Raw genomic sequence first — 13,395 nt, forward strand, 5'->3', positions numbered from 1 at the left:
CCCTACGGCAGGTTTTCCGACTCGGGCGTCAGCCCTTGATGGCTCCGGTGAGCATGCCCTTCTTGAAGTGCCGCTGGACGAACGGGGAGGCGACCGCGACGGGGATCAGCGCGAGGACCATGACGGCCATCTGCAGCCCCAGAGCCGAGAGTTGACCGGTGCGGACCGCCTGCTGGAGGCCGGTCGGCGCCTCGGTGTTCTTCTGGACCAGTTGGATGAGCACGTTCTGCAGCGGCATCATCTCCTGGTCGGAGAGATAGATGGACGCGTTGAACCAGGCGCTCCAGTAACCGACCGCATAGAACAGCGAGATGACGGCCAGTACCGCGCGCGACAGCGGCATGATGATGGTCAGCAGGATGCGCAGGTCACTGGCCCCGTCGATACGGGCCGACTCGGTGAGTTCGGGCGAGATCCCCATGAAGAAGGCTCGGAGCACCAGGATGTTGAAGACACTGACCGCGCTCGGCAGGATCAGCGACAGATAGGTGTCGGTGAGCCCCAGCGTCTGCACGAGAAGGTAAGTCGGAATGAGGCCGGCCCCGAAGAACATGGTCGCCATCATGGTCATCAGGAAGAACCGGTGCCCCAGACTGCCCGGCCGGGACAGCCCGTAGGCCGCCAGCACCGACACCGTCATGGAGAACAGCGTGCCGAAGAGCGTGACACCGACCGAGACCATGATCGCCCGGCTGACCTGGCCACCGCTGAGCAGTTCGGTGTAGTTGACGAAGGTGATGCCTTGGGGGATCACGACGAGGCCGCCGACCCGGTCGATCACGGGTTTGGGAGAGAGGCTGGTGACGATCACGATCCACAGCGGACCGAGCACCCCCAGGCAGCAGAGCACGAGGAAGCCGCCCTTGGCGGTGAGTCCGGCTTTGCTCGGCGGCTCCTCCCACACGGGGCGGGCGGGCGCCTTCAGACTGCGGATGAGCTGCGTGTTGAGGCTCACTTCTTGTACACCCCCTGCTCGCCCAGCAGGTGCGCGAACTTGTTCGCGCCCAGGACGAGACACACTCCGATGACTCCCTTGACGACACCGACCGCGGCCGCATAGCTGAAGTCGCCGTTCTGGATACCCATGTTCCACACGTAGGTGTCGAGGACCTCGCTGGCCCCCGCACCGACCGCGTACCGCTGGAGCAGGAACTGCTCGAATCCGACGCTCAGCGCGTCGCCCACCCGCAGGACCAGCAGCAGGGCGATCACCGGGCGCAGCGCGGGCAGCGTGACGTGCCACATGCGTCGCCAGCGCCCCGCGCCGTCCATGGCGGCGGCCTCGTACAGGTCGGTGCTGACGGCGGACAGGGCCGCGAGGAAGACGATGATCCCCCAACCGGCGTCCTTCCACACGGCCTGCGCGGTGACCAGATACTTGAAGAGGTCCGCGTCGGTCATCAGGTCGAAACCGCTCCAGCCGTGCTGCTCCAGCGTCTGCGCGATGATGCCCGCGCCTCCGAGGATCTGCTGGAACACGGTGACCACGAGGACCCACGAGAAGAAGTGCGGCAGATACATGATCGCCTGCGCCACGGCCCGCACCCGGGGCCGGATCACGCTGTTGATGACCAGCGCGAGGACGATGGGGACCGGGAAGAACAGCACCAGTTGGAGCACGAACAGGACGAGGGTGTTCTGCGTGGCGCTCCAGAACAGCGGGTCGTCGAGCATCCGCGAGAACTGCTCCACGCCGACCCAGGGGCTGTGGAAGATCGCCGTGATGCCGTTGCCGGCGGCGTACGGATCGTAGTCCTGGAAGGCGACGACGTTACCGAGCAGCGGGACGTAGTTGAAGATCAGGAGCAGGACGATGACGGGCAGCGTCATCAGGATGAGCGTGCGGTCGCGGCGCAACCGGACCCGGAAGGGAACCTTGCCCGCTTTGCCGGCCCCGCGCGGCACGCTCTCCTTCACGGTGGCGGTGGCGACCGCGGCCGTCGGTTCCTCGACGGCCGCGGGGGGACGGGCCCGGTCCGGCCGGCTCCCGGCCGTGATGGACATCAGTTGCCACTGCCGTTCTTGTCGAGGAGCTCCTTGTACCAGTCGCGCAGCTGGTCGCCGCCGGAGGACTTCCAGGTGGAGATGGCCTGCTGTATGTCGGACAGCTTCTTGTTGCCGCGCACGAAGTCGATCTCCAGCTGCTCGAACTGGCTGGAGAGGGTGGCGTAGCGGGTCGGCTCGACGATGTTCATGCCGTAGGTGGACGTCTTCTTGATGAAGGCGCCCTGCCGCTGCTGCCACTCGACCTGCTTGCGGGCGATCTCGGGGAGGTCGGGGTGGGCGAGGTAGGGAGCCGGGGCCGCCAGCAGCACCCAGGCGTTGTTCACCTCCGAGTTGCCCAGGTCGTTCTTGACCGGGACGCCGTTCTTGACCGTGTAGTGGGTGCCCTCGACGCCGTAGTCGACGAACATCCGCTCCTTGGTGCCGTAGGGCGCGGCCGCGAAGTTGGCGGCGGCCAGCGCGTTCTCGATCGTCTCCTTCGAGGCGCCCTTGCGGATCATCGACCAGATACCGGCGGGCTGGGCGGCGTACAACGTCGGGTTGCCGCCGTCGGCGCCGAAGATGTCCATGCCCTCGATCTGGAACTCCGGGTTGGACTGGGCCTGTTCGGCGGTCTTGCCGTACCAGGCGGACATGTCGCCGTTGAAGACCAGGACCTGCCCGGCGGTGAACCGCTGGCTCACATCCCCCGTGTTCGCCTTGTCGTCGGGATGGACCACGCCCGCGTCGAACAGCTTGCGGACCCACTCCAGGGATTCGAGGTACTCGGGGTGTTCGATGCGGTAGGTCAGCTTGCCGTCGTCCCCGATGTTCCAGCCGAGCGGCCCGGCGGGGAGGACACCGAAGATGCTCGCCGCGATCCACCTCATGTCACCACAGGCCCACACCTTGGCCTTGGCGCTGGTGGCCTCCTTGGCCCAGCTGAAGAACTCGTCGGCCGACTTGGGAACGCTGTAGCCCTTCTTGTCGAAGATGTCCTTGCGGTAGAAGGGCACGATGCCGGGCGCGGCGGCGGCGGGCATCGGGATACCGCGCAGCGCGCCGCCGAAGATGCTCATGCGCCAGGAGTCGGAGGGGATCGCGGCCAGGTTCGGGTACTTCTTGACCTTGTCGCCCGCCAGGTAGGGGCCGAGGTCCATGAACTTCGCGGTCACCGCGCTCGAGATCTTGCCGACCAGCTCCCAGCTGGGCACGACCACCATGTCGGGTATGGAGCTGGAGGCGAGGACGGCGCCGAGCTTCTCGCCGTAGGTGTTGCCGTCCTGGTTCTGCCAGGTGACCTTGGTGCCCGCCGCCGCGTCGAGTGCCGTGTAGTACGCGCAGCCGGGCTTCGGCGGGGTGCCCCAGAGCGGGGACATGATCTTGAGGGGAGCGCCGGTACCGAGCTTGTCCGGGACCGAGGTGGCAAGGGCCGCGAGGTCGATCTTGCTGGTGTAGCCGGCGGCCGAACCGTTCTTCGACGGAAGGTCCGGCTTGGCGACCGTACTTGCGACGTACGTCGGAAGCAGCTTGTCGGCGGCCTTGCCCGCCGTGGCGCCCTCTCGCGACCCGCTGTCCGAACCGCTGCAGGCAGTGAGCAGCGGCATTCCCCCCGCCACCGCTGCGGTGGCGACCGCCGTGGAGACGAGAAAGCTTCTCCGGCTGGGTCCGGAGGTGGAGGCGGCGTTCGGCGTCATTGCGTCAACCCTTCATGGCGCACCTGGACATCCGGCGGTGGCCGTCGGCTGCGGTGTCGTGACTGGAACTGGCTGAGCTAAAGCGGACATCCAACCGCTGCGTCGCGAAGACTCGGTCGAAGCGCTTCGATGTTGCAGTGAGGTTAAGTGAACGCCCATAGACGCACAAGGGTCGCTTCCAAGATTCCTGTGCGGCGCTTGAGAGGACTCTCCATATGGCCTGCTTGATGCACCGGTGCTGATCCCTTGACACTCACCCTGGTGTTTGACGAGCATCGAAGCGCTTCGAAAATGCTTCTCCGCTCCACCTCAAGGGGTCCCACGTGTCCGCACACACGCCGCACACACCACCGCCTTTCCGTGATCCGCAACTGTCGTTCGCGAAGCGCGTCGACGACCTGCTGGCGCGGCTCACCCTCGACGAGAAGATCGGATTCCTGCACCAGTTCGCGCCCGCCGTGGAGCGGCTCGGCGTCGCCGCGTTCCGCACCGGCCAGGAGGCCCTGCACGGCGTGGCCTGGATGGGTCCGGCCACCGTCTTCCCGCAGGCGGTGGGCCTGGGAGCGACCTGGAACACGGATCTCGTCCGACGGGTCGGCGAGGCTGTGTCCAAGGAGGTCCGGGCGATGCGCGCCCGCGACGACCGCGTGGGCCTCAACGTCTGGGCCCCGACCGTGAACCTGCTGCGCCACCCTCTGTGGGGCCGCAACGAGGAGGGCTACTCGGAGGACCCGAAGCTCACCTCGGCCATCGCCACCGCCTACACCCGAGGCCTGCGCGGCGAGCACCCGAAGTACTGGCGCACCGCGCCCGTCCTCAAGCACTGGCTGGCCCACAACAACGAGACGGGCCGCGACATCACGTCCTCCTCGGTCCGCCCGCGCGTCCTGCACGAATACGACCTGCGCGCCTTCCGCGAGACGGTCGAGGCGGGCGCCGTGGCCGGTGTGATGCCGGCGTACAACCTGGTCAACGGCCGCCCGAACCATGTCTCGCCGTATCTGCGCGAGCATCTGCGCACCTGGACCGACGAGGATCTCCTTGTCTGCTCGGACGCGGGCGCGCCCTCCAACCTGGTCGACTCCGAGCACTACTTCGACACCCACGAGGAGGCGACGGCCGCCGCGCTGCTGGCCGGCGTCGACAGCTTCACCGACCACGGCACCGACAGCTCGAAGATCACCGCACGGGTCCGCGGCGCCCTGGAGCAGGGCCTGCTGACCGAGTCGGACGTCGACGCGGCGGTCCGCCGCCAGCTCTCGATCCGCTTCCGCCTCGGCGAGTTCGACCCGGAGTACGACCCGCACGCGCTCACCACGGCCTTCGACACCCCGGCCCACCGCGCCCTCGCCCAGGAGGCAGCCGAGCAAGCGGTCGTGCTGCTCAAGAACAGCGGTGGCCTGCTGCCACTCGCGCCCGGCACCCGGCTCGCGATGGTCGGCCTGCTCGCCGACGAGTGCAAGCTCGACTGGTACAGCGGCACGCTCCTGCACCGCTGCACGCCGCTGGCGGGCCTGTACGAGCGCTTCGGCTCGGACCGCGTGCAGTTCGCGGAGGGCGTGGACCGGATCCTGCTGAAGACCTCGGCCGGAACCTTCCTGCACGTCCCGGAGGCGGACGCCGACGACGAGGTGCGCGGCGCCGAAGGCGCCCTCGACCCGGCCCTGCTCGCCGGCCGGACGGACCTGCCCCCGCTCACCACCGACGCGATGACCGGCACCGAGTTCTCCCTCATCGACTGGGGCGAGGGCGTGCTGACCCTGCGCGCCCCCGACGGCCGCTATCTCTCCGTCGCCGAGGACGGCCATGTCCGAGCCTCCGCCGACCAGCCCGGAGGCTGGGTCGTCCAGGAGACGTTCCGCCTGGAACCGCACGAGAACGGGCACCTCCTTCGGCACATCGGTACGGGTCTCCCCATCTCTGTCGCCGCCGACGGCCTGAAGGTTGCCGACGGAAACGGGGAGATCTTCGAGGTCGTCGTCGTCGAACACGGCGAGGAGGCGGTGAACAAGGTCGCCTCGCAGGCGGACGTGGTCCTGGTGGTCGCGGGCAACGATCCGCACATCCACGGACGCGAGACCGAGGACCGTACGACCCTGGCCCTCCCCGCCCACCAGGAGCGCCTTCTGCGTGCGGCCCGCGCCGCCAACCCGAACACGGTGCTGGCGCTGGTGTCGGCGTACCCGTACGCGGTCGATCACGCGGAGGTGCCGACACTGCTGTGGACGGCCCACGGCGGCCAGGCGGCCGGCAGCGCCCTGGCCCGGATCCTGGCCGGCGACGTCTCCCCCGCCGGCCGCCTCCCGCAGACCTGGTACGCCGACGACTCCGACCTGCCCGACCTCCTCGACTACGACGTGATCGGCAGCCGCCAGACGTACCTCTACTTCGAGGGCACGCCTCTCTTCCCGTTCGGCCACGGCCTGTCGTACGCGACCTTCTCCTACGAAGGCCTCACGACTCGCGTCGAGGACGGGACACTCCACGTGTCCTTCACGGTCCGCAACACCGGTGACGTCACCGCGGACGAGGTCGCCCAGCTCTACACCCGGGCCGAGGAGCCGTCGGTGCCACGGCCCCGCCGGGAACTGGCCGCGCACCAGCGCGTGACGCTCGCACCCGGCCAGGCCACGGAGATCGCCTTCCGGGTGCCGGTGTCGGCCTTCGCGTTCTGGGACGTGGCGCAGGGACGTCAGCGGGTGGCACCGGGCCGCTACGAGATCCTCGTCGGAGCGTCCAGCGAGGACGTCCGCCTGGCCCGGACCCTCGACCTCGACGGCGAGCCGTCCCTCCCCCGGCAGGTCATGGCGCGCGGCCTGGACGCGGTGGACTTCGACGAGCAGAGCGACACGGAGATCGTGGACCGCACGAAGACGTCGGGTGACTCCGTCACCCCTGTGGCCGGCCGGCGCGGCGAGCTGGTGTTCCGTGACTGTGACTTCGGAGACGGGGCCGCCGGGATCACGGTGGAGGCCGCGGGCGAGGGCACGGTCGAACTCTCGCTGGGTGACGGTCCGGTACTGGCGGCGCTCGCGCTGTCCCCCGGTACGACGGGGCCCTACGACTACGCCACGGTGAGCGCCCCCGCCGTCGTGCCGGCCGGTGTGCACGACGTCCGACTCGGACTGCGTGGCCCGGTGCGGCTCGCGCGCGTCGCCTTCTCCGTCTGAGGTCCGCGTCGACCCCCTGTGCGTATGGGAGGCGCTACGCAGGAGTCCGGCACCGGAAGGCTTCGGTGCCGGACTCGGCTTCTTCAGGGCTGCGTTCGACATGGCCTTCGTCGCCCAGACCGTTCGGGCGCGGCTACCGTCCGGTGTCCACGGGCCCGACCGATCCGAGATGCGGTGGGACCAGAAGGTCCGCTGTGGCGGATGTCACCGGTCCTCCGCTGCAGCCCCCGGTGCGGCGACGAGGACGCGGACGTCCCAGGCGCCGAGCCGCACGGGCGTACCGGCCGGGAGCACGCTGCCGTCAAGGGCGTCGGTCAGGTCCACCGGGGCCTGGGCGGTGGCCGGCTGCCAGCTCCAGTTGTGGACGACATGGACGCGCCGACCGTCGGGGGCGGTGCCGGTGGCGACGGTGACCGAGTCCGGCAGGCCCTGCCAGCCGCTGCACGGGGAGGGCACGAGCCACGCGGCGAGCGCGCGGGCCGGCTCGCGGCCGGGCACGGTGCCCACGCACGTGACGCGGCCCGCGCCGTGGCGGCGGGTGGTGACGGCGGGCCAGCGCCCGAAGTGCGGGTGGTCGTACTCGGCCAGGACGTCGGCGTCCTCGACGGCCAGGCCCTCCACCCAACGGGTGGCCACCGCGTCGTCCGGCAGCTGGAGCGGGCTGTCCGGTGCGGTGCGCAGCGGCAGGTCGGCGTGCAGGTTGCTGAACTCGTCGTACCGGACGCCCGCGGCCTTCACCAGTCGCGCTGGTGTCACCTCGTGGCGTGCCCGCGCCTCGTGGTCGCCGTAGCCGGTGCGGGGACCGAGGACGAGGTGGCCCCCCGCCTCCGCGTAGGCGCCGAGCCAGTCGAGCATCCCGTCGTCCGCCACGTACAGCGCGGGAGCGATGAGCACAGGGTGCAGCTCGGCCGCCGACTCCGGTGCGAGCCCCGGGCGTTCGCCACGCGGGTCGTGCAGCTGACGGGCGTGCAGGATCCGTACCTGGCGTCCCGCCTCGAACGCGCCCCGGTAGAACGGCTCGAAGATGCCCTCGTACGCACCCGCGTCCGGACCGCCGTCGGGGCCGGCGAGCGGCGGGTGCTTGCGCATCAGCCACTTGCTCGGCGCCGAGTACACCATCGCGATGTCCGCGTCCGGTGTGATCCCGGCGACCAGGTCCCCGGCCCGCTCGAACTCGACTCCCAGCTGGGCGAGTTCATGGTAGGCGCGACCCGGTCGTCCGCTGTGCGGGAGGATCCCGCCCCAGTACGTCTCGGTGCCGAAGTGCAGCGTGTGCCAGTGCCAGTACTCGATCATGCGGGCCCCGCGCGCGACCAGCGCCCACGCTGCCTGCCGCCACTGCCCGTCGAAAGCGGGCCGGTTGTCCGAAGTGCCACCGATGGCCTGGGCGTTGGTCTCCGTGATCAGGAACGGCTCCTGACGCGAGGAGTAGATCCGGTCGGCGCTGTGGTGCAGCGCCCACGCCCCGTACGCCATCCACTGCTGCGGCAGCTTCTCGCGCGGCGGCTCGGGCATCGTGAGGCTGTCCTGCATGTCGTAGTACGGGTTGCCCGCGGTGACGTCCAGGCTGTCGGTGAGCTCGTCGTCCTCCAGGCCGGGAGAGCCGTAGGCGAGGCACGTGGTGACGAACTGGCCGGGCCTCGCGTACTCGCGCACGATGCCGGCCTGCCAGGCGATGAACTCGGTGGTCTGGCGCGCCTGGAACGCCTGCCAGGCCAGGTCGTACTGCGGCTGCGCGTTGCCCTCCGGGGTCCACAGGTCGGCCCAGGTGGACAGCCGGTGCGACCAGTACACCAGCCCCCACTCGCGGTTGAGGGTCTCCACGTCGCCGTACCGCTGCCGCAGGTCGTCCACGAACCGCTGGAAGACGCCGTGGTTGTGCGGCAGTCGCGGGCCGGACTCGTTGTCGACCTGGAAGCCGATGACCGCGGGGTGGTCGGCGTATCGGGCCCCGATCGCGCGGATCACCCGCTCCGCGTGGAATCGGAAGGCCGGGTGCGTGAAGTCGACCTCCTGCCGGGCGCCCCACCCGGCGCGGCGCCCGGTGGCGTCCTCGGCGGCGATCTCCGGGTACTGCCGGGCCAGCCACGGCGGCACCGCGTAGGTGGGAGTTCCGAGCACGACGGAGATGCCGCGCTCGTGGCCGCCGTCGAGGACGGGTTGCAGCCAGTCGAGTTCGAAGCGACCGTTCTCCGGTTCCCAGGTGGACCAGACCGACTCGCCGACGCGGATGACCGTGAACTTCGCCTCCGCCATAAGGTCGAGGTCGGTCTTGAGCCGCTCGTACGGCTGGTACTCGTGATAGTAGGCGGCGCCGAACAGCACGCGCGCGGGCAGATCGTTCATGCGGGGCCCTTCAGAGACATAGGGGTTCCGGCCGCCGTAGCCGAACCGGTCGAAGCGGATCACCGTGGAGCCCGCGGACGGAACAGCGGCTCATCCGGTGATTCATGGCGGCGGTCCCCTCGGGGGATCACGGATGGTCGAAGCGCTTCACCTAGGATGCAAGGTATTGAGGGTACTCATGGCGAAACAAGAGACCGTACGCAAGGGAACCTTCTTTCCTGCCAGGGGCATTGACATCACATCGTAGGCGGTGGGAGCGTCGAAGCGCTTCACCAATCGCTGTCTCTCCCGCTCGTTGAAGTGCCCCTCTCGTGGGTTCTGCTTTCGTACCCGCCCACCCGACTGGCCTGGCCGCACCGGCGCGGCCTGGCTCCGGAGCTCTGAAACACCGTGTCCGACGCATCCGTGCCCACCGTGCGCCCGTTCCCCGACCTGCCCGCCGGGTTCCGCTTCGGAGCCGCGACCGCCGCCTACCAGATCGAGGGTGCCCACGACGAGGACGGGCGCGGACCGTCCATCTGGGACACCTTCAGCCACACCCCTGGCCGCACCCTCGGCGGCGCCACTGGCGACACCGTCTGCGACCACTATCACCGCCACCGCGAGGACATCGCCCTGCTGCGCGGGCTCGGCGTCGACGGCTACCGCTTCTCGATCGCCTGGCCCCGCCTGCTGCCCCAGGGCGCAGGCCCGGTCAACGCCAAGGGCGTCGACTTCTACGACCGTCTGATCGACGACCTGCTGGCCGCCGGGATCGCGCCCGCCGTCACCCTCTACCACTGGGACCTGCCCCAGGCCCTGGAGGACCGCGGCGGCTGGCGCGTCAGGGAGACCGCCGAGGCGTTCGCGCAGTACGCGGCGCTCGCGGCCGAGCGCTACGGGGACCGGGTGGAGCGCTGGATCACCCTCAACGAGCCGTACTGCTCCGCCTTCGTCGGCTACGCCGAGGGCCGGCACGCGCCCGGCGCCCAGGAGGGCCGCGGAGCCCTGGCGGCCGCCCACCATCTGCTGGTCGCCCACGGCCTCGCGGTACGGGAGCTGCGCGCCGCGGGCGCCCAGGAGGTCGGGATCACCCTCAACCTCGACCGCATCCATCTCGCCTCCGCCCTCCCCGAGGACCGGGCAGCCCTGCGCCGTGCCAAGGTCCTCCACAACGAGGTCTGGACCGAGCCGCTCCTCGCCGGCCGCTACCCCGCGCACGAGGCCGAGACCTGGGCCGGCCTCGCCGACGGCCCCTGGCGGTTGCCGGGCGACCTGGAACTGATCGGCGCCCCGCTGGACTTCCTCGGCGTCAACTTCTACCGCCCCGTTACGTTCGCCGCCGCCCCCCACCGCGAGGCCGACCCCGAAGTGCGCACCGCCGTGGACATCGGCGTCATCGAGCTGGACCGGTACAGGGCCCGGCACACCACTCTGGGATGGCCCGTCGTCCCGGACGCGCTCACCGAGTTGCTCCGCGAACTCCACGCCGGCTACTCACGGCTTCCGCCGGTCTGGATCACCGAGAACGGCTCTGCCGAGGGCGACATCGTCGGCACCGACGGTCGGGTCCATGACACCGAGCGGATCAACTACCTCGCGGACCACCTCGTCGCCGTCGCCGACGCCATCTCCGCAGGGGTGGACGTGCGCGGCTACTACGTCTGGTCGCTGCTCGACAACTTCGAGTGGGCGCGCGGCTACGGCCAGCGCTTCGGCCTGGTCCACGTCGACTACGACACCCTGACCCGAACGCCCAAGGACAGCTACCACTGGTACCGGGGCCTGATCACCGCGCACCGCGCGCGGACGGAGGAATCCACCCCATGAAGTTCACCGACGGCTACTGGCTGATGCGTCCGGGCGTCACCGCCCGCTACGCCACCGAGGTCGCCGACGTCCGGGCCGACGAGCACCGGATGACCCTCTACGCGCCGGTGAAGCATGTGCGCAGTCGCGGCGGCATGCTCAACAGTCCGCTGCTGACGATCGAGTGCTGGTCGCCGGCCGAGGGCGTGATCGGGGTACGTGCCACCCACCACGCCGGTTCGGTGAACCGGGGGCCGGAGTTCGCGCTGCCCGGCGGGCAACCTGATGCCGGGAAGGTGCACCGGGACGGCACGGTGGTCGAGCTCAGTGCGGGTGAACTGTCACTGCGGGTGGACACCTCCGAGCCGTGGCGCCTGGAGTTCACCGCCGGTGGTCGGGTGCTGACCTCCGTGGGTGAGCGCGGGACCGGCTTCGCCACCGACTCCGAAGGCCGGCACTTCATGCTCGGACAACTCGCCCTGGGAGTCGGCGAGCTGGTCTACGGGCTGGGCGAACGGTTCACGCCGTTCACGCGGAACGGCCAGGTCGTGGACATCTGGCAGGCGGACGGCGGCACCAGCAGCGAGCAGGCGTACAAGAACGTCCCCTTCCACCTGACGAACCGTGGCTACGGCGTCTTCGTCAACCACTCCGGCAAGGTCAGTTACGAGGTCGGCTCCGAGTCGGTCGGCCAGGTCCAGTTCAGCGTCGAGGACCAGTCGCTGGAGTTCTTCGTCGTCCACGGCCCGACCCCGAAGCAGATCCTTGAGCGCTACACCGCGCTCACCGGCCGCCCCGCCCTGCCCCCGGCCTGGGCGCTGGGCCTGTGGCTGACCACCTCCTTCACCACCGACTACGACGAGGCCACCGTCAACCGGTTCGTCGACGGCATGGCCGAACGCGGCATCCCGCTGAGCGTCTTTCACTTCGACTGCTTCTGGATGCGCGGCTACCAGTGGAGCGACTTCGTCTGGGACTCCGACACCTTCCCCGACCCGGCCGGCATGCTGGCGCGCCTCAAGAAGCGGGGGCTGCGGGTCTCCGCCTGGATCAACCCCTACATCGCGCAGAAGTCGGCACTGTTCGAGGAGGGCATGCGAAACGGCTACCTGGTGCGGCGTCCGGACGGCAGCGTCTGGCAATGGGACCTCTGGCAGCCCGGCATGGCCCTGGTGGACTTCACCAACCCCGCCGCCCGCGACTGGTACACCGGCAGGCTGAAGACACTGCTCGACCAGGGCGTGGACTGCTTCAAGACCGACTTCGGCGAGCGCATTCCCACCGACGTCGTCTGGCACGACGGCTCCGACCCGGAACGGATGCACAACTACTACACCCACCTCTACAACCAGGCCGTCTTCGACCTCCTGCGCGCCGAGCGAGGCGAGGGCGAGGCGCTGCTCTTCGCCCGCTCCGCCACTACCGGAGGCCAGCAGTACCCGGTCCACTGGGGCGGCGACTGCGAGTCCCACTTCAACGCCATGGCCGAGTCGCTGCGTGGCGGCCTCTCCCTCGGCCTGTCCGGCTTCGGCTTCTGGAGCCACGACATCGGTGGCTTCGAGGGCACCCCGACTCCCACCGTCTTCAAGCGCTGGGTGCAGTTCGGGCTGCTCTCCTCGCACAGCCGCCTGCACGGCAGCAAGTCGTATCGCGTGCCCTGGGACTACGGCGAGGAGGCCGTCGAGGTCACCCGCGAGTTCACCCTGCTCAAGCACCGCCTCGCCCCCTACCTCCAGCGTGCCGCCCAGCAGGCGCACGCCACCGGCGTCCCGGTGATGCGCGCCATGGTGCTCGAGTTCCCCGACGACCCGGCCGCCGCCACCCTCGACCGGCAGTACATGCTCGGGGACGACCTGCTCGTCGCCCCGGTCTTCACCGACGACGGCACAGTCGAGTACTACGTACCGGAAGGCACATGGACCAATGTTCTGACGGGCGCCCAGGTCACCGGTCCCCGCTGGGCCCGTGAGCAGCACGGCTTCCACACCTTGCCGCTGCTGGCCCGCCCGGACTCGGTCATCGCGCTGGCCGCCGACGACCAGCACCCGGTCTCGGCCTGGGCGGACGGCGTCGAACTGCGGGTCCACGCCTTCGCCGACGGAGCCGAGCGCACCGTCCTGATCCCCAGCACCGACGGCACCGGTGAGACCGCCCGCTTCCACCTGCGCCGCCGGGGCGACCATCTGAACGTGACCACTGACAGCCCATACCCGTGGCGGCTGCGGATCGGCGGCCCGAACGCAACCGCGCACACCCAGCCGGCCGGCACCTCGGAGGCCGACCTGCCGTACCCGGCCTGAACCCGACAGTCAGGACGGGGCCCCGTGGGGCCCCGTCCTCGGCGCGGCGGGTCCGGCTCAACGACGGCCGCCCCGCCGTCGTCAAACTCGCCCCGCCGGACGGAGCCGCCG

7 protein-coding genes are annotated in these 13,395 nt (G+C 69.8%); 3 read left to right on the forward strand and 4 right to left on the reverse strand.

What is annotated here, in order from left to right:
• Nucleotides 1-28 precede the first annotated feature (28 nt).
• Genes ACFV9D_RS00485 through ACFV9D_RS00495 form a run of 3 tightly spaced genes read right to left on the reverse strand, consistent with a single transcriptional unit; the run spans nucleotide 29 to nucleotide 3,680 of the window.
• The gene (locus ACFV9D_RS00485; protein ID WP_385138598.1) at nucleotides 29-955 is read right to left on the reverse strand and encodes a carbohydrate ABC transporter permease; all 927 of its coding nucleotides are present in this window, start codon (nucleotides 953-955) and stop codon (nucleotides 29-31) included.
• Nucleotides 952-2,004 carry an ABC transporter permease gene (locus ACFV9D_RS00490; protein ID WP_385138601.1) on the reverse strand — a complete coding sequence of 351 codons (1,053 nt, stop codon included), beginning with the start codon at nucleotides 2,002-2,004 and terminating at the stop codon, nucleotides 952-954. Before ACFV9D_RS00490 ends, ACFV9D_RS00485 begins: the two co-directional genes overlap by 4 nt.
• A complete protein-coding gene (locus tag ACFV9D_RS00495; RefSeq protein WP_385138604.1) occupies nucleotides 2,004-3,680 on the reverse strand; it encodes an extracellular solute-binding protein in 1,677 nt (558 codons plus the stop codon). The genes ACFV9D_RS00490 and ACFV9D_RS00495 overlap by 1 nt, the downstream gene beginning before the upstream one ends.
• Before the next feature lie 323 nt (nucleotides 3,681-4,003).
• Between ACFV9D_RS00495 and ACFV9D_RS00500 the strand changes: the two genes are divergently transcribed.
• Nucleotides 4,004-6,850 carry a glycoside hydrolase family 3 C-terminal domain-containing protein gene (locus tag ACFV9D_RS00500; RefSeq protein ID WP_385138606.1) on the forward strand — a complete coding sequence of 949 codons (2,847 nt, stop codon included), beginning with the start codon at nucleotides 4,004-4,006 and terminating at the stop codon, nucleotides 6,848-6,850.
• A 204-nt stretch (nucleotides 6,851-7,054) separates the two neighbouring features.
• Here ACFV9D_RS00500 and ACFV9D_RS00505 read toward each other — a convergent pair whose 3' ends face one another.
• Complete coding sequence (locus ACFV9D_RS00505; RefSeq protein WP_385138609.1) at nucleotides 7,055-9,196, reverse strand: beta-galactosidase; 2,142 nt, start codon at nucleotides 9,194-9,196, stop codon at nucleotides 7,055-7,057.
• A 390-nt stretch (nucleotides 9,197-9,586) separates the two neighbouring features.
• On the opposite strand from ACFV9D_RS00505, the gene ACFV9D_RS00510 reads away from it, so the two are divergent.
• Nucleotides 9,587-11,005 (forward strand): GH1 family beta-glucosidase, encoded by a 1,419-nt coding sequence (locus tag ACFV9D_RS00510; protein ID WP_385138612.1) that lies wholly within the window; start codon nucleotides 9,587-9,589, stop codon nucleotides 11,003-11,005.
• Complete coding sequence (gene yicI / locus ACFV9D_RS00515; RefSeq protein ID WP_385138615.1) at nucleotides 11,002-13,284, forward strand: alpha-xylosidase; 2,283 nt, start codon at nucleotides 11,002-11,004, stop codon at nucleotides 13,282-13,284. Before ACFV9D_RS00510 ends, yicI begins: the two co-directional genes overlap by 4 nt.
• Nucleotides 13,285-13,395: the final 111 nt, after the last annotated feature.

Source organism: Streptomyces sp. NPDC059875 (assembly GCF_042731085.1).
GTDB lineage: Bacteria > Actinomycetota > Actinomycetes > Streptomycetales > Streptomycetaceae > Streptomyces.

What these genes read in the sequence shown, in the direction of transcription:
- ACFV9D_RS00495 (WP_385138604.1), bottom strand. Translation starts at nt 3,680, where the DNA reads ATGACGCCGAACGCCGCCTCCACCTCCGGACCCAGCCGGAGAAGCTTT.
- ACFV9D_RS00505 (WP_385138609.1), bottom strand. Translation starts at nt 9,196, where the DNA reads ATGAACGATCTGCCCGCGCGCGTGCTGTTCGGCGCCGCCTACTATCAC.
- ACFV9D_RS00490 (WP_385138601.1), bottom strand. Translation starts at nt 2,004, where the DNA reads ATGTCCATCACGGCCGGGAGCCGGCCGGACCGGGCCCGTCCCCCCGCG.
- yicI (WP_385138615.1), top strand. Translation starts at nt 11,002, where the DNA reads ATGAAGTTCACCGACGGCTACTGGCTGATGCGTCCGGGCGTCACCGCC.